At 42.1% G+C, this 16,716-nt stretch carries 15 protein-coding genes; 11 read left to right on the top strand and 4 right to left on the bottom strand.

Annotated elements, in window-relative coordinates:
* Nucleotides 1–13 precede the first annotated feature (13 nt).
* Complete coding sequence (locus tag RMY63_RS25800; protein ID WP_322731433.1) at nucleotides 14–445, top strand: hypothetical protein; 432 nt, start codon at nucleotides 14–16, stop codon at nucleotides 443–445.
* 55 nt (nucleotides 446–500) lie between these two features.
* Here RMY63_RS25800 and RMY63_RS25805 read toward each other — a convergent pair whose 3' ends face one another.
* Nucleotides 501–713, bottom strand: coding sequence for a hypothetical protein (locus RMY63_RS25805; protein ID WP_322731434.1), 213 nt, complete (start codon nucleotides 711–713; stop codon nucleotides 501–503).
* Nucleotides 714–998: 285 nt separating this feature from the next.
* Entirely contained in the window at nucleotides 999–2,051 is a 1,053-nt protein-coding gene (locus RMY63_RS25810; protein ID WP_322731435.1) for a hypothetical protein, read from the bottom strand.
* A gap of 479 nt (nucleotides 2,052–2,530) precedes the next feature.
* Here RMY63_RS25810 and RMY63_RS25815 point away from each other — a divergent pair, with 479 nt between their 5' ends.
* The 8 genes from RMY63_RS25815 (at nucleotide 2,531) to RMY63_RS25850 (ending at nucleotide 13,455) form a co-directional block, all read left to right on the top strand.
* Nucleotides 2,531–4,459, top strand: a complete 1,929-nt coding sequence (locus tag RMY63_RS25815; RefSeq protein ID WP_322731436.1) for an alpha-amylase family glycosyl hydrolase — start codon at nucleotides 2,531–2,533, stop codon at nucleotides 4,457–4,459.
* Nucleotides 4,460–4,942: 483 nt separating this feature from the next.
* Nucleotides 4,943–5,380 (top strand): DUF29 domain-containing protein, encoded by a 438-nt coding sequence (locus tag RMY63_RS25820; protein ID WP_322731437.1) that lies wholly within the window; start codon nucleotides 4,943–4,945, stop codon nucleotides 5,378–5,380.
* A 466-nt stretch (nucleotides 5,381–5,846) separates the two neighbouring features.
* Nucleotides 5,847–6,065 carry a hypothetical protein gene (locus RMY63_RS25825; RefSeq protein ID WP_322731438.1) on the top strand — a complete coding sequence of 73 codons (219 nt, stop codon included), beginning with the start codon at nucleotides 5,847–5,849 and terminating at the stop codon, nucleotides 6,063–6,065.
* Nucleotides 6,066–7,640, top strand: coding sequence for a CPBP family intramembrane glutamic endopeptidase (locus RMY63_RS25830; protein ID WP_322731439.1), 1,575 nt, complete (start codon nucleotides 6,066–6,068; stop codon nucleotides 7,638–7,640).
* 774 nt (nucleotides 7,641–8,414) lie between these two features.
* On the top strand, nucleotides 8,415–8,690 hold the full coding sequence (locus tag RMY63_RS25835) for a TM2 domain-containing protein (RefSeq protein ID WP_322731440.1): 276 nt from the start codon (nucleotides 8,415–8,417) through the stop codon (nucleotides 8,688–8,690).
* Nucleotides 8,691–8,873: 183 nt separating this feature from the next.
* On the top strand, nucleotides 8,874–9,137 hold the full coding sequence (locus tag RMY63_RS25840) for a hypothetical protein (protein WP_322731441.1): 264 nt from the start codon (nucleotides 8,874–8,876) through the stop codon (nucleotides 9,135–9,137).
* 339 nt (nucleotides 9,138–9,476) lie between these two features.
* On the top strand, nucleotides 9,477–12,101 hold the full coding sequence (locus RMY63_RS25845; RefSeq protein ID WP_322731442.1) for a heavy metal translocating P-type ATPase: 2,625 nt from the start codon (nucleotides 9,477–9,479) through the stop codon (nucleotides 12,099–12,101).
* Nucleotides 12,102–12,966: 865 nt separating this feature from the next.
* Entirely contained in the window at nucleotides 12,967–13,455 is a 489-nt protein-coding gene (locus RMY63_RS25850) for an FHA domain-containing protein (protein ID WP_322731443.1), read from the top strand.
* A gap of 181 nt (nucleotides 13,456–13,636) precedes the next feature.
* Here the strand turns inward: RMY63_RS25850 and RMY63_RS25855 are convergent, their stop codons facing one another.
* Both RMY63_RS25855 and RMY63_RS25860 read right to left on the bottom strand, forming a co-directional pair.
* Nucleotides 13,637–13,867, bottom strand: a complete 231-nt coding sequence (locus RMY63_RS25855; RefSeq protein ID WP_322731444.1) for a hypothetical protein — start codon at nucleotides 13,865–13,867, stop codon at nucleotides 13,637–13,639.
* An 87-nt stretch (nucleotides 13,868–13,954) separates the two neighbouring features.
* The gene (locus tag RMY63_RS25860) at nucleotides 13,955–14,182 is read right to left on the bottom strand and encodes a hypothetical protein (protein ID WP_322731474.1); all 228 of its coding nucleotides are present in this window, start codon (nucleotides 14,180–14,182) and stop codon (nucleotides 13,955–13,957) included.
* Between the two features lie 688 nt (nucleotides 14,183–14,870).
* On the opposite strand from RMY63_RS25860, the gene bchL reads away from it, so the two are divergent.
* Both bchL and RMY63_RS25870 read left to right on the top strand, forming a co-directional pair.
* The gene (gene bchL / locus RMY63_RS25865) at nucleotides 14,871–15,737 is read left to right on the top strand and encodes a ferredoxin:protochlorophyllide reductase (ATP-dependent) iron-sulfur ATP-binding protein (protein ID WP_292774821.1); all 867 of its coding nucleotides are present in this window, start codon (nucleotides 14,871–14,873) and stop codon (nucleotides 15,735–15,737) included.
* Nucleotides 15,738–15,769: 32 nt separating this feature from the next.
* Entirely contained in the window at nucleotides 15,770–16,558 is a 789-nt protein-coding gene (locus RMY63_RS25870) for a DUF5331 domain-containing protein (protein WP_322731445.1), read from the top strand.
* Nucleotides 16,559–16,716 lie beyond the last annotated feature (158 nt).

The raw sequence follows: 16,716 nt of genomic DNA on the forward strand, positions 1-16,716 counted from the left end.
GAGTTGATGAGTTATGGAGACTGAATTGCCGCACATTCTGACTGATAAGCACGGCAAACGTCGAGATTTCTCGATTCCACCCGGTCTGATCGCGCCATCTGTAGAACAAGAGATGCGATCGTATGCAAATCGAGTCTTAGTTACTCCGTTTCAAAAGCTAGTGGCAGCAACAAAAGAACCGTTTGTGCAAGCCATTCTGGATCTGGGTGTGCCCCAAATGGCTTTTGATCGCATTGTTTTAGTGGGAGATGCAGCGTTCATCCCTCGCCCGCACACCGCAGCGAGTACCTCAAAAGCGGCAGCAAACGCGATCGCGCAAATAAATTTAGGGGCTTGTATCTTTTTCTTTTTGGTCAAGCCTTGGGAGAGCAATCCCAGTTTATCTATGGCACGGAGCGCTGGGAAGGAGAGCAATGAAGTCATTAATGAGCCGGAATCGGTTTAAGACATTTAGCGATGGTCTGTTTGGATATTGCACTGCATTTGTAATTCGTAGCGAATTAATATTTTGCAATACTCTGCAATCCTAATGCGTTGGTTTGCATTGTTAATGCATCAGTTTGCATTGTTAATACGTCGGCTTGCAATCCTAATGCGTCAGCTTGCATTGTTAATGCATTGGCTTGCATTGTTAATGCATTGGCTTGCATTGTTAATGCGTCAGCTTGCATTGTTAATGCATCGGCTTGCAATCCTAATGCGTTCCCCTGCATTAAAAACGCTACGCTTTTACCTTACTCAGTACCGAGTGCTGAGTGCTGAGTGCTGATTGAAATAAAAATTACTCAGTACTTAAATACTATGGTCAATGCCCCGCCCCCGAAGTTTGGATGCCTACGGCGGGCTTCGCCAACGGAGGAAGCCTCCGCTCCAACTTCTCTTCTTGTGGGCGGAATCTTACTAATCAGGAGAAGGTTGATACCCCACCCGCAAGTGGCGTGGTTTTTTTAACTCAGCACTCAGCACTTTTAACTCAGCACTTTTCATGCAAAGCTATACTAAGTGAACTCTATAGTCTCAACAAACTCTAAAATACTCTCCTTGATATCTTCGGCTTCTTCTTCAAGAGAATCGGGAATTTCGCCGTCAATAAAGCTGTGCTGACTACTAACTATATATAAAAATTCACCACTGATAAAGGTGAGCAACCCCCGGTATGCATCTAATCTGATTGCTGTTCCATTATTTTCCTGCTTAGAAATTGTAGAACCTTTGGGCATATCGATTAACACGTAGTAAGCGCCTCGCAAAGTATCTTTCAGATATTCGGTATACTCTACAGAAGCATCTGGTACATTGGCAAAAATCGCTTGGGGTACATACTTCTCTACTAAAATTGTTTCTAAATATTCTTCTTGTCCAACAGACTCCAATTCCTCTAACTGTTCTAAGGGGAAAGGATAATAATCGATTCTCAGCAAAGTACCGATGTCATCAGAAAAGCCAACTACTCCTTCCTGGCTTTGAATTCTACCACCCTGCTGCGGCTCAACCGGAATCGGTACGGTAAAATTACCTAAAGGAGATTGATATGTCTGTTCGCTAAAATCTTCGATGACCACTGTTTCATCATCATCGTCGTCTGCATATTCTTCATCTTCTGCTTCTTTAAAGGCTGCGATTACCTCCTTGATGATTTCCTCTGCTTCTTCATCTTCAAGTTCTAAAGCTGCTTGTAGCTTTTTCAAGTAGATTTGTTTCGGTTTGGGAATGGCGAGTTCATCATCTAAAAGCACTATTACCCCCGCAGCAAAACCATCTAGCACTAATTCATCTGAGAGAGATACTTTGGCAGCATTAAACAGGGGCCCAATTCCCTCTTCTTCTGCAATGGAGATGAGTCTATCAACTATTTCTGCAATTTCATCTTCTGAGTATTCCTCAAAAACCTCGAATTCCCAGAGGATACCCGCTAAACTTTCTGCATCTACCTCTTCAATAAATGAATCAGCGATCGCAGTCACAGTTGCGATCGCCGCTACCGCTTCCTCTGGACTTAGTGATTCCTCTGATGTCTTTGGTGAGTTAAAAACCTTGTCATATTTGGTCATAATTGCTACTTAAATTAATTCCTTGATAGTAATAACAGATTGAAAGTGACAATGGTCAGTTTACCAATGGAGCGAATCTTCTAGAGAAAAAGTTGGCTAATACGTGGTTGACTCAGTATTGCTCAGGTGTAACAAAACTTTGTTGACAACTAATCTTCCAGGAGTTGAAGTATTTTAAAATCTGTTCTCGAATATACACTTAAACATGAGCTAGACTCAATATTTACCGCAAGTCGATTTTATTAAATATTGTAAATTTTTGTGACCGAGCAATTATCCTAAATAACTGCTATATCCCTTTATTTTTATCCTCCAGCAGATGAATTATATCTATCGATAGAATTATAAACTAGCTAGCGATAGATACATACACCGTAGGCAGGATGTCACAAATACCAAGATTTGTAGTAACAGACAATGCTCGAAACGTTGTACTGTTAGTTCTACAAGTGTGAATTAGATGAAATTTTGAGTTTTTTATGGTACAAACCCCACCATCCCAGTTTTCACCAGATCAATATAAAATAGATCCTGCAAAGGAAAATGTAGAAGCTCTTATACAAGAACCGCAGCTAGATATTGAGATTGCTCTAGAGTTCCTTTACACCAGAGATATTGAATTTCGTCAGGAAACAATTTATTTTCTCGTAGTCGATCGCTTTTATGATGGCGATCCAGATAACAGCGAAGGTGCAAACTCAGAACTGTACGATCCAACTAGACAAGATTGGGGTAAGTACTGGGGTGGCGACTTGCAAGGTGTCATCGATAAATTAGATTATCTCAAAAATATGGGAGTGACTGCCATTTGGCTAACTCCACTGTTCGAGCAGGTTGAAGAGTTATTTGTTGGCAATGCAGCAATACATGGCTATTGGACAAAAGACTTTAAACGGCTTAATCCTCGATACATTGCTGACGGAGAAAACCCTTCTTTAAACGCTACTCAAGAAGAAAAAAATACAACTTTCGATCGGTTAATTACAGAAATGCACAAGCGCAATATGAAGCTAGTGCTGGATATTGTCTGCAACCATAGTACACCTGATACTAGCGGTAGCAAAGGTGAATTGTATGATGATGGTGTCAAAATTGCTGACTTCAATGATGATGCTAACAATTGGTATCACCACTATGGCGAAGTGCAAAACTGGGAAGATGATTGGCAAGTACAGAACTGTGAATTATCTGGTCTAGCAACTTTCAATGAGAACAATACTGAATATCGTGAGTATATCAAGTCAGCCATTAAACAATGGCTAGACCGGGGTGTAGATGCACTGCGGGTGGATACCGTCAAGCATATGCCGATTTGGTTTTGGCAAGAATTCACTGGCGAGATGACGAATCACAAACCAGATGTATTTATTTTTGGTGAATGGATTTACAGTAATCCTGATGACGAGCGCTCGGTGGAATTTGTTAACCACTCAGGCATGACACTTCTAGACTTTGGGTTGTGCGTGGCAATTCGAGCCGCACTGGGACAAGGTTCAGAAATGGGATTTGAAACAATTCAATACATTTTCGATCAAGATTATCGCTATAAAGGGGCAACAGAGCTAGTTACCTTCATCGATAACCATGATATGTGCCGTTTCCAATCGCTAAACCCCGATCCAGCGATGCTAAAGGTTGCGATCGCCTTAATTATGACCTGTCGCGGTATTCCCTGCATTTACTACGGCACAGAACAGTATCTGCATAACGACACTGATGGCGGTAACGACCCATATAACCGCCCAATGATGGAAAGTTGGGATACAGAGAGTGAGATTTATCGTTGCATCAGGCTGCTGTCTGGCTTACGACGACTGAATCCAGCTGTATCATTGGGTAGCCATTGGCAAAAATACTTAACACCTGATGTTTACTGCTATGTACGCCGTTATCGTGACTCTGTGTGTTTTGTCGCTTTAAACCGGGGAGGAGAAGTTACTTTACCAGAAGTAGAAACAGAATTGCCCGATGGAGAACATACCTGCGTGGTGACTCGCAACAAGTATGAGGTAAAAGATGGTAAGATTTATGACCTAATACTAGAAGAAAGGGGAGCAATTGTTTTCAGCCACGTTGGCGAACGGATAAAAGCACAAACAATTGTCCGCGTCCAACTCAATGGCGTAGAAACCCAACCAGGTGAAATTATTGTAGTGACAGGAGATTGCCCAGAGTTAGGTAACTGGGATATTGGCAAAGCATATCCCTTAGAGTACATCAACACCAATACTTGGTTTGCTGAAATTCCCTTTAATGAGAGTGCCGGAAATCTCATAGCTTATAAATATGCCATGTGGCGGGAAGGGCGATCGCCTCTGCGCGAAAATCTCGTAAATCGCCGCTGGGTGATTGCGAAAGAAGGTACTGTCAAATGGCGTGATACTTGGGCATCGGGAAGAGAATCTTAGAAATATAAAATGAGGTAGTAGTTTGTCAAGAAATAATTGACAAATAGATTTGCTGTAGAGACGGCGATTTATCGCGTCTCTCCAACCGTCAAAATGATTTTGACAGACCAGTAGAGTGAAGGATTAAAATTTTGATTCTTCACTCTTCATTATGCAAATGATCCATACAAAGATGCATTTGTAACTTGGATCAATAATTTAGGTTACACGCCTAACCAATTACATGGTGAACCCGAAGGCAAAAAGAAATTTACCTTAGAACGAGATATCAGCAGTTGCCGTCCTCAATGCAACCGACAAGATAAAAAAATTAATAAAAGGAGTAATTGCTAGATTCCTTTTGAAGGATTAAATAAAATAGCATTAATAATTAAAGGTTTGTAGTCAGCGCTTTTGCCCTACTTTGTTTGTAAAATGTCTAGTAAAGCACTGCATTGAGCAAAAATAGGCAAAATGTTGCTGAAAACAAAGGGGTAACTGTTGATGAGTAAAACGACACTCTACAATCAGGACTTTCTGGTGTGGACGCAGCAACAAGCTGAGTTCCTGAAGACAGGACGCTGGACTGAGTTAGACGTTGAACATTTGGTAGAGGAACTAGAGGCTTTGAGTCGGAGCGAACAAAAGGAACTTGGAAGTTATTTACAGGTGCTTTTAATGCACTTACTCAAATGCCAATATCAACCAGAGCGAAAAACCAAAAGTTGGGTTAAAACAATCTCAAACTGCCGAAACCAAATTCAAGATTGCTTAGAAGATACTCCCAGTTTGCAGCGCCTTCTAGAAGACTGGGAGTGGATACAGAAATATTATCGCCGCGCCCGTAGAGACGCCGCAAATGAGACTCAAAAGCCAATAGAAACTTTTCCCCTTGAGTGTCCTTTCACTATAGAACAACTTCTCGATCCTGAATTTATCTAAGTACAATTTTGCGTAAAAGCGTAGCGTTTTTAATGCAGGGGGATGCAATGGCATTGTAGGGCACGCATTAACATTGTATCAGGATGCAATGGCATTGTAAGGGCACGCATTAACATTGTATTGGGATGCAATGGCATTGCAGAGGGACGCATTAACATTGTATCGGGATGCAATGGCATTGCAGAGGGACGCATTAACATTGTATTGGGATGCAATGGCATTGCAAGGTATAGCAAAGTGCTGAGTGCTGTTAGCGGAAGCGGGGCGTTTAGCCCGTGCTGAGTAGAAACTCAGTATTATCAAAGGTTTCAGCAACCAATATAGTCCTAACCTATGCTTCGACTGCTATATTGCCTTTCATTAATTCGCTACGAATTAATGAAATGCTGTATTAAGTTAAACTGGTGAGATTCAGTAACTAGGCATAGTAGGCATAATTAAACATAAAATAAAATCCTAGTTTGTAGTGAGTGATTCATCGCTCAAAACAAAGATTATCAGCTTCCTCAAGGTGAGAGAACACTACTGTAATTTAACATTGTGGGTGCATAGGCTAGCAAAAACCGCAGGCATCGCACATTCATCGCAAACTTATAATATTGATGATATTTATCCACCTCTGACTTTTTATTGCGATAATTCCCAAGGGGGACGCGCTCTCCACTGGTCAGTTAAAGGGGGATAGATGACACTCAAGCGGTTGGTTTTATTTTTTGTGATGACGCCGATAGCAGTTCTGTTAGCAGTTTCGGCTTTATTCGGTAGTTGGCAAGAACCTCAATTTCAAAGTCGTTTGGAACTATACCAAACAAATATTGCTTTACAAGCCCAAGCTTGGCAATCAGAAGATAGGGGTGATGACAAACTTCAAGCGATTCAGGAAGCAATACTTGGTGAGCAACCCCTAGAAAGCGCTACAAAGCAGTATCAGGAGGCGCGTCAATCAGTTCAAGCTAATTTAGACAAAGTTAACAATAAACTTGCACAATTACGCTCTCAAGCGGAAATAACTCCCACGCCTGTGAAACCTCTACCGGATGCTCCTCCCACTATTGAAACGTCTAAACAGGGAGAGCAACAGTTACAACAGTCTTTTAAGCAATTACAAAAATTACTGGCTGAATTAGACCTGCGTTTGGGAATTTTACAAGCAGAGCAAGGACAGACGGATACAGCCTTCAAGACTTGGAGCGAATTACAACAACGCTCAGATATTAATTCAGGGTTTGGGGAAACCGCCGCTGTATTGACTGGACTGTGGAGCAATCCTCCCCGTATCCTCCCAAATGCTCAAGAACCAATTCAAAAAAATTTAGAAGGTTGGTTTCGCTCTACTGCTTTGGTTAAGTTATACCAACTCCAGCAACGACAAGATGCGTTATCAGCAGTAAAAGCTGCACAACAAGAATCCTCTGCTCAAGCAGTGCTGAAATTGGCGGTTATTGGCACTATTCCCACTTTGGCAGCTTTAATTGGTCTAATACTGCTGATTTTATTATTTGCTCAATACTTGTTGAAAGGAAAAGCCTCTTTATTAGCTCAAAATGCTGATATCCCTTGGTCAACGCCTTGGGATGGTGAAACGGTTTTGCAGGTTTTTATCATCGGCTTTTTCTTTATGGGGCAAATTTTTGTGCCCTTGGTAATATCATTGCTACCCATCCCGCGTCCCATTGTGGATGTGCGACTTCAGGCGTTTTCTGTGTTGGTTAGTTATTTCTTGGTAGCATTAGGTGCGCTGTTAGTGCTGTATTTCTCTCTCAAGCGCTTTTTTCCACTACCAGAATTCTGGTTTCGCTTCCGTTTTCAAGATAACTGGTTTTTGTGGGGACTGGGAGGCTATTGCACGGCTTTACCTGTAGTTGTGGTGGTATCTTTGATTAATCAACAGCTGTGGCAAGGACAGGGTGGGAGTAATCCTTTGCTACAACTAGCGCTGGAAAGCCAAGATGGTGTTGCACTTGGCATATTTTTCTTTACAGCTGCAATCGCCGCTCCATTTTTTGAAGAAATCCTATTTCGCGGTTTTTTGTTACCCTCTCTAACTCGTTACTTACCCGTGTGGGGATCGATTCTAATCAGTAGTTTGTTGTTTGCGATCGCTCACCTTAGCTTATCGGAAATTCTCCCCCTGACCGCATTGGGTATTGTGTTGGGAGTAGTCTACACGCGATCGCGCAATCTCCTCGCTCCTATGCTCCTCCACAGCCTTTGGAATAGTGGTACACTATTAAGTTTATTTATTTTAGGTAGTAATTGATACAATTATCCTACTGTTGCCAAAAACAAAAAAATCTGATTTTATCTCCATAGGTAGAGACAATTTACTAGTAATAATTGGTTACAAGCATAAATACTAGCTGAAAACCCAATTAAGATAATGGCAAAAGCAAATTAGAGAATACTATTAACATAGAAAACAAACTAACTAGTTAAGCATTTATTCTCATTCGGATAGATTTTAGCCATTTTCGAGATGTTAATTGTCTTCTTGAACCATTTTTAGCTGTCATGAATTGGAATGCAATTCCGGTTTGCGCTCATGGAAGTGGGGATCGGTAACTAAAAAGTGGTTAGTAAAGAGATGGAAGATGCCTTTTGCGCTTCTAGATTCCTACTAGCCACATAGTTGTCTTGTCTATTGATACAATGGCGTTTCACATCCGATCGCAAAAGAATCCGGAAATAATACGGATGGACTTGTAGAAAGTGGTGTAAGTAGCAGCTTTTGCTGATTATTTAAGATTAATTCTGCTCAAGATAAACGCCTGAGCTAAAAATCTGCAAAACTAGCTGCACCTGGGTTTGCGATCGTCAAATCCACCAAAAGTCATCAAGGAGCGCCAGTTCGGCTTATACTGCAAGACATCTTGGCGTCTCCTCTGGAATAGAAGCACGCTGATTTTAATTATTCATTTTGGGACTTACTCATACTGAAAAATTAAAAATTTATTGATTAAGCAAATAGATTTACTTGCTTTCATTACAATAAAGACTTTATTTTTATACTCACTTATCAAGGAGCAGCACTGATATGGCAAATCTCAACCCCAGTCACCCTACCAAACAACTTCTAGCTGGTTACTGTGGCATTATCCTGGGAGCATTTGGGGTTCATAAGTTTATTCTAGGATACGCTTCGGAAGGCTTTATCATGTTAGTGATTTCTGTAGTTGGGGGTTCTTTCACCTATGGGGTTGCCTTGTTAATTATGCAACTTGTAGGTTTAATTGAAGGCATGATCTACTTAAATAAATCCCCTGAAGGATTTGTAAATACCTATTTTGAAAATAAGCAGGGCTGGTTTTAGTACAAGAATAGCCTTCTTACTGGAAGCAGAGGCTAACACACGCTTCCAAGTTTAGGATTGCAGCAAAAGCGTGGGGATAAAGGGTAGCGACAAAAGAAACATCCTTTTTCCCTTCCGCTTCACCCTTTACCTTTAGCAGAAGTTATCCAGCACTTCTACCTCGTAATATTTATTTTTATTGATATGCTCATTTTCAAACCTAAACAGCTTAACTGGGCAATGTTCTTCTTGTTAGGCTTAGGATATTTTAGTGTTATGTCTCATTTAGAAATCAACTATTTCTTAAAAAACCTGATTGCGATCGCGCCAATACAGGTGGTAGCTATTATTTATGTCACTTATCGACGTTGGAACTGTCAACCCCCTGTAGGGGAATTAAAAATTCCAAATTTAAAATTCAAAATTCAGAACCCTACAGAAGATAAATCTGGGAACTGGGAACGTTGAATTAAAGTGCAGCGATAGTCTTGATGCTCAACGAAGTACGAGAAAAAGGAGTCAGAATTCAGAATTCAGGATTCAGAATTTTAAATACTTTATCCATATTCCCGTAACGTCCCGTAGATAAGGGATAGAGTTTTAAGGCGATAATCTTTGAATTCGCTTTCACCCACAAGGGGCAAGATTTAAACCAATATTCATTACCCAGTCGTACTGAATTCTTTTTATAAATTAATAATTTTAATATGGTTGACATTGAGTCATAGTTGCATATTTCGCCTACGCTCGAATTAGAGACGCTTTTAGTCAGGCGTTGAATTTCTGTAGCGAATCTAAACACAAGCCATGCAACTTGTCCCGAAAACTAAGCCAGCCGTAGAACTTGACCCAATCCTAGAGAAGATTATTCTCGATGTTGGGGGTATGAAGTGTGCTGGGTGTGTGAACGCAGTAGAGCGACAGCTGACCCAACATCCAGGAGTCAAGAGTGCCTGTGTGAACCTGGCCACAGAGGTAGCAGTTGTAGAGTCAGAAGTTGGTGCAATAGATGCAGATGCACTGGCACAGCGATTAACAGCCGTTGGATTCCCGACTCAACAGAGAAAAGCTAATGGCACAGTAGCAGGTGAAATATCGACCTTACCAGATCCAGCAGAACGACAACGCCGAGAAATGCGTTCTTCTCTATGGCAGTTAGCGATCGCTGCGGTGTTGCTAATATTGTCGGGAAGTGGACATTTTGGTAATCTTGGTAGCTCAGTGCTGCCTGTGCTAAATAACATCTGGTTTCACTGTGGACTGGCGACAATAGCGCTGTTAATTCCCGGTCGCCCGATTTTAGTAGATGGCTGGCTGGGTTGGCGGCGAAATGCGCCTAACATGAATACCCTGGTGGGATTGGGAACGCTGACAGCCTACATTGCTAGTTTAGTAGCGCTGCTTTTTCCCCAATTGGGTTGGGAATGCTTCTTTGACGAACCAGTAATGATGCTGGGCTTTATTCTTTTAGGAAGGACATTAGAGCAACAAGCTAGAGGTCGCGCAGCTGCTGCATTTAGGAAGTTACTAGCACTCCAGCCACTCTTAGCGCGATTGATTGCCAACCCAGACAAAGCCGGAATGGGTTCTTCTAGTGTTGAGATTCCTGCTGAACAGGTGCGTGTCGGTGAATGCTTACAAGTGCTGCCAGGTGATAAAATCCCCGTTGATGGTGAAGTACTGGTTGGTCAAACAACAGTCGATGAATCAATGCTAACAGGGGAAGCCGTGCCAGTAATCAAAAAACCAGGAGATATGGTAACAGGAGGGACGCTAAATCAATCAGGAGCGATCGCTATTCAGGCAACCCGGACTGGAAGTGATACAACTCTAGCTCAAATTGTCGCCCTAGTAGAAGCCGCCCAAACTCGGAAAGCCCCAGTACAGAAATTAGCAGATACAGTCGCTGGTTACTTTACTTACGGTGTGCTGACAGCATCTGTTTTTACATTTATCTTTTGGTATTTTTTCGGCACTCACATTTGGACTGATATTACCATGTCTGGTGGCATGGAAATGATCGGCCACGCTCACCACTCTTCACTCCCAACTCCCCACTCAGCACTCCTAGTCAGTTTAAAACTAGCGATCGCAGTTATGGTAGTCGCCTGTCCATGTGCTTTGGGACTTGCTACACCAACAGCCATTCTTGTTGGGACTGCTATGGGCGCAGAACGGGGGCTGTTAATCAAAGGTGGCGACGTTTTAGAAAAAATACACCAGTTAAACACCGTAGTATTTGATAAAACTGGCACTCTCACCACAGGTAATCCCATCGTCACAGATTGTCTGTTAATTGAGGAAATGGGGAATGTGGGGCCCCCTCTGGGGATAAGGGGTAATGGGGAACTCGGGGCCCCCTCTGGGGATAAGGGGCAATGGGGAATAGGAAGTAGTGAACCCCACTCCCTACTCCCCACTCGCTACTCCCTAATCCAACTAGCAGCAGCCGTAGAAAGCGGTACTCACCATCCCCTAGCAAAAGCGATTCAGCAAGAAGCACAGCGGCAACAGTTATCTATTCCAGAGGCTGTAGACTTTCACACGGAACCAGGGCTAGGGGTATCTGCTGTAGTAGAGGACACAGTTGTATTGTTGGGTAACTCGGAATGGTTGAGTTGGCACAGCATTGCCATTAACGAAACCGCACAACAGGTAGTAGAGGATTTGGCAACAGATGGTAAAACAGTCGTTTGTGTAGCAATTGGGGGAACTTTAGCCGGACTAATTGGTGTTTCTGATCCCCTCAGATCGGATGCTCGCTCCACCGTAGACGAGTTACGTCAGATGGGCTTACGAGTAATGTTGCTCAGTGGCGATCGCCAAGAAGCAGCTAGCGCCATAGCCAAACAACTAGGATTAGATAGCGCTGATGTAATCGCAGGTGTTCCCCCAGCTAAAAAAGCGGCAGCAATACAGTCTCTCCAGTTAGAAGGGACAAGGGGACAAGGAGACAAGGGGGACAAGGAGACAAGGGGGACAAGGAGACAAGGAGACAAGGGGACAAAGAAAACTCCTAACTCCTCACTCCTAACTCCTAACTCCCTACTTCCCACTCCCCACTCGGTAGTTGCAATGGTAGGAGATGGAATCAACGATGCTCCAGCTTTATCCCAAGCTGATGTAGGAATTGCTTTACACTCCGGGACAGATGTGGCAATGGAAACTGCTGAAATTATCCTAATGCGCGATCGCCTAAACGATGTCGTCGAATCTATTCAGCTTAGTCGCGCCACCTTCAACAAAATCCGCCAAAATTTATTCTGGGCTTTTGCATATAATACACTTGGCATTCCTTTAGCAGCAGGTGTTTTATTCCCTAATCTGGGTTTTGTGCTTAACCCATCTGGTGCTGCTGCATTAATGGCTTTTAGCTCTGTTAGCGTCGTTACCAACTCAATATTATTACGGCGATTCGCTCATCGCCTGTAGAATACTCCTTTACACGTCGAATTTGCCACCACAAATACTTGGTTGTCACCCAATTTTAGATTTTGGATTGACGATAGCGAAGCGTTAGCGAGTCCGCGTTCGCGTAGCGTCTCGTAGAGAGCGTATGCGTGGATTAACCTCTCCTTATAAAGAAGAGGCTTAAATATTGAAAATTTGGGAATTTTCTTTCCGACTTAAGTCGGGGGCTTGAAACCTTTTTTTAAATTCTAGATTTCAATTTAATCCAAAATCCACGCATCTAAAATCTAAAATTGTCTCGGTCAAAACAATTTTCAAAGCTACTAACTTTGGTAAACAAGATTTGGGTGTATCTCAGTTGCTTAGTGGGACTTAGACAAAAAGTAACCATAAAAAAGCCTCAAATCTATATGTAGATAGACTTTCACATCGTTTTGCTTAGTTTAGGGATTTCCAAGGAATAAATTATCCCAAAAAACGAACCACAGAGACGCAGAGAACACAGAGAGGAGAGATTAAGAGGATTTTTGTGCCAGTTTTGGAATATTTTTTTATTTGGAAGTCCCTTATTGATATAGCACAAGCCTTGGTGGTTAGGACATCAAGAGATGATAAAACTTAGACACCAAAAGACTTTTCACCCAGTCCCCAGTCCCTTGCTATATATCTGGGTTTCAAGCATTTTGGAGCATTTGGTGTATTTTCCTTGCCCTGTATGGATTTGAGGCTTGTTTCTGCCTGACAAATGTTTAAGTCCCGTTAGGAAACGCTATAGTCGGGTTTAATACCCCGCTACTGGAGTAGAAGGCCATGTTCTACTTTTTCAAGGTATTATGCAATTTTAAAGCTTATTTAAATTAGCACCACAGACTGATGGTGCGCGAAAATGGCAAGATCCGATACAAAACAAATCTTAATCAATTACAGTTCCACCGATTTGTCAATGGCAGCAGAAACCAATGAAAACCATCTACTGATTATTGAAGACGATCAAGGTCGCAAAGAATTTTCTCTGGAGCACCCCGTCTACTCTATTGGTAGAGACCGCGAATGTAATATCCGTTTAATGTCGCAGTTTGTCTCCCGCCGCCATGCCACATTAGTGAGATTGCCACGAGAGCATAATAGTCATAGCTACTATTACCGGATTGTAGATGGCGATGCCAAAGGTAAGCCTAGTTCCAACGGTTTGATGATTAATGGACGCAAGATACCAGCCCACGATCTCAGAAATGAAGACGAGATCGTTTTTGGGCCTCAAGTACGTGCCATTTATTACCTTTTAAGAAATACTCAGCGTTTAGGACAAACGGATTCGAGTGAGTACGACATTACACTAATAAACCCCGGTATGGCCGAGGATTTAGAGGAATAAGAAAGTGACAAGTTAAAGCTAGAACCAAAATGTCAAGTGGGGTATGGAGATAAGTCCAAAGGATCTCGCTGTTGAGATTTGGGTTGATATTTAGCAATTCCCAAATCTCGATTTTTAGGAGAAGGTAAGATAAGCAATAAAGTCGTGGGAAAGTTCTCGATTATTAAACAGAATAAAGGCGTCAGTCGCCAGAATTCAGAATTGAATTTTGTGCGACTGGTGGATGAATAAACGGGTTTAAAACCCCCTCCAAATCATAGATTTGGTGGTCAACAAGAAAGTCGCGGGTCTGAATCCCTGACTGATTGATTCTGACTCCTGAATTCTGACTTCTGAATTCTTCTTCAAAGGCATGATTAAAATGATAAAATGAGCTCAACAACATCTCAATCGAAATTTTTTCAGTAGACATCTCAAATTCGTTATTCTTCGGTATCAGCTACATCAATTCAAACGGCATAAAATAACTGGCGTTGCCCAGATTTGTTACTTGATACCATTAATCGAGCCAGTCCACAAATATGACAAGTGTTAATACTGCTGCCACCATTAGAGGTAAACCCAGAATCCGGTCGCGTAGTCCCAACTGCTGATCATACGACAGTTGATTGTATACCAGTGGTTTTAATAGCTCCTCCATCCGCATGGCTATCACTTCGTTTTCTGGCGCTGGTATTTTTTTATACTCCTTGTGGTCTGGGTTTGGGACTCTGGGATTTCCGGTCATTTTTCCTTTGATCCACCTGTTGACAAGCTTACATGAATCTGAAGTTGTCACCAATGGTCAGAGACTGGGAATGCCTCTCAAGAGGGCTGCCGCCTCCTAAAATTTGGGAATTTAATAAATTTTTACAAAACCAGACTAACTTACTCTCAAGCAGCAAATAAACAGTCTTAGCAATCGGCTGAAAACTGGCGATTTATCTGCGATACCTTCTCTACGAGACGCTGCGCGTAGCTTGCTTCTCTGTAAGAGTACGGTGAGCTACGCTAACGCAAATTCCAGTAGTATTTCCAGCATCAGGCTGCATATACCTCTATTTCCCCTTGACCCTGCGCCTCAATGCCTTGAAAACACCTTGTAAAAACATCAGTTAATTCTATGAAAAGAATAGAAAAAACCCAATTTCAGTTTTTTGTATTTTGTAACTATTTTTATAAAAATAAGTAATAAAAATTTTTTAATGACTCTTTTTAAAGCTTTTAAAGTCTTTAAGGTTCATAAAAACCCAAATAGACCTAATTAAGCTTTAATTAATCCGATAAAACCGTTTTACAGATTAGGAGCCACTTTCTTTTCTAGGTAATTTGCCCAATAATGACATCAACAGACCTCACGCATCGCCATCTCAGGAAAGGTGAAGGCAAATGTTTGAGCCACAAGTTTGACAAAAAGCTATAAGAGGCAAACAACAGTGAAACTAGCAGTCTACGGAAAAGGTGGTATCGGTAAATCCACAACTAGCTGTAATATATCCGTCGCCCTAGCTAAACGTGGCAAAAAAGTGCTGCAAATTGGTTGCGACCCAAAACATGACAGTACCTTTACCCTGACTGGGTTTTTGATTCCGACAATTATCGACACCCTCCAAGAAAAGGACTATCACTACGAAGATGTCTGGCCGGAAGATGTAATTTATAAAGGCTACGGTGGTGTGGATTGCGTAGAAGCTGGTGGCCCACCTGCGGGTGCTGGATGCGGTGGCTACGTAGTCGGTGAAACCGTGAAATTACTTAAGGAACTCAACGCCTTTGATGAATACGATGTAATTCTCTTTGACGTTCTAGGTGACGTAGTTTGCGGTGGTTTTGCAGCACCACTCAACTATGCAGATTACTGCCTAATCGTTACAGACAACGGCTTTGATGCGTTGTTTGCGGCTAATCGGATTGCTGCTTCAGTCCGCGAAAAAGCAAGAACTCACCCACTGCGTTTAGCTGGGTTAATTGGCAACCGCACCTCCAAGCGCGACTTAATTGAAAAATATATAGAAGCAGTGCCCATGCCAGTTTTGGAAGTTTTACCTTTGATTGAAGATATCCGTGTTTCTCGTGTCAAAGGGAAAACTTTGTTTGAGATGGCAGAGCAAGATCCTTCCCTAGACTATGTTTGCGACTACTATCTCAACATCGCCGACCAAATTCTAGCGCGTCCCGAAGGTGTTGTACCTAATGACTCACCAGATCGGGAGTTGTTCTCTTTGTTATCTGATTTTTATCTAAATCCGGGTAAACCCCAGGTTCCTAATTCAGAAGAGGAACTAGACTTGATGATTGTATAAATCACCAAGTTCTCAGGATGGGGGACAATAACATGGCATTCTTTCACAGCTTTACAGATTCAATAAAACAAAAGTGGTTGCAATTTTTCCAGAATAATCGAGACTGGATTACCCTGCACATGGAAGTGGAATCGGTCTACACCCCTGATGGCGGGAAGCGACCACCTTCTTACCTCATCCTGGGAGTTCTTAACGCCCTAGAGCCAAAGCTAGCGCAGTTAATGTTGCCCTTTGCCAAACTTAATCCTGATGCCGATACCCTAATTGAGGTGTTGGATTTGCACTTTGACCCAGATTTAGCTCTCGGTAATCGCTTCGTCGTCAACCCAGATGTAGAGAAATACGTAGAAGCAGCAACATCTGTCATTGATGAAAAGCCTGAAGATGAAACATTGACACATGCTCATACAAATGGCTTTGTGTCGATGGCGGTAGTTGAAGAGTTCGCAATCGTGGATTCTGAGGATGAAAGCCTGGGAATCAGCGAATTGGAGGAAACCGAAAATGGCTTCGATGATATTTCCTTAACCAACGGACACGACTCAAAAGATGAGTCTCTTCAAAGCTCTAGTTTAGAAGCAGATGAGTTTGGGGAAATTGCCTTCGATACAACAGCTGCAACAGAAGTAAAGCTGGATGAAGACGAGGCGCTTGAAGATAGTCCAGTAGATGAGAATGCGTTTAAAGACGTGTTGTCAGATGTCTGGGGTGATGAAACAGCTTTACAAAAGGCTGAAGAAAATAACGATTTTTTGGGGGAAGAACTGCCAGCAGGCGTTTTTGATGAATCAGAAATTGCCCGTCTCTTCCCCAACGCTTAATTACTAAGTTAGGAGTTAGGAGTTAAGAGTTAGGAGTTAAAAAAGTTGGAGTAAAAAAGTTAGGAAAAAACTTAGGAGTTAAAAAATTTTATAGTTATTAATAAAAACTCCTAACTCCTGTACAGACGCGATTAATCGCGTCTCTACTCCTAACTCCT

This window comes from Nostoc sp. ChiQUE01b (assembly GCF_034531255.1).
Lineage (GTDB): Bacteria > Cyanobacteriota > Cyanobacteriia > Cyanobacteriales > Nostocaceae > Nostoc.

Bases quoted from the DNA above. Each gene is read 5' to 3' on its own strand.
- RMY63_RS25810 (WP_322731435.1), bottom strand. From the start codon at position 2,051: ATGACCAAATATGACAAGGTTTTTAACTCACCAAAGACATCAGAGGAA.
- RMY63_RS25835 (WP_322731440.1), top strand. From the start codon at position 8,415: ATGGCAAATCTCAACCCCAGTCACCCTACCAAACAACTTCTAGCTGGT.
- RMY63_RS25855 (WP_322731444.1), bottom strand. From the start codon at position 13,867: ATGTCTACTGAAAAAATTTCGATTGAGATGTTGTTGAGCTCATTTTAT.
- RMY63_RS25870 (WP_322731445.1), top strand. From the start codon at position 15,770: ATGGCATTCTTTCACAGCTTTACAGATTCAATAAAACAAAAGTGGTTG.
- RMY63_RS25820 (WP_322731437.1), top strand. From the start codon at position 4,943: ATGAGTAAAACGACACTCTACAATCAGGACTTTCTGGTGTGGACGCAG.
- RMY63_RS25840 (WP_322731441.1), top strand. From the start codon at position 8,874: ATGCTCATTTTCAAACCTAAACAGCTTAACTGGGCAATGTTCTTCTTG.
- RMY63_RS25800 (WP_322731433.1), top strand. From the start codon at position 14: ATGGAGACTGAATTGCCGCACATTCTGACTGATAAGCACGGCAAACGT.
- RMY63_RS25860 (WP_322731474.1), bottom strand. From the start codon at position 14,182: ATGACCGGAAATCCCAGAGTCCCAAACCCAGACCACAAGGAGTATAAA.
- RMY63_RS25805 (WP_322731434.1), bottom strand. From the start codon at position 713: ATGCAGGGGAACGCATTAGGATTGCAAGCCGATGCATTAACAATGCAA.
- RMY63_RS25845 (WP_322731442.1), top strand. From the start codon at position 9,477: ATGCAACTTGTCCCGAAAACTAAGCCAGCCGTAGAACTTGACCCAATC.
- RMY63_RS25830 (WP_322731439.1), top strand. From the start codon at position 6,066: ATGACACTCAAGCGGTTGGTTTTATTTTTTGTGATGACGCCGATAGCA.
- RMY63_RS25850 (WP_322731443.1), top strand. From the start codon at position 12,967: ATGGCAAGATCCGATACAAAACAAATCTTAATCAATTACAGTTCCACC.
- RMY63_RS25815 (WP_322731436.1), top strand. From the start codon at position 2,531: ATGGTACAAACCCCACCATCCCAGTTTTCACCAGATCAATATAAAATA.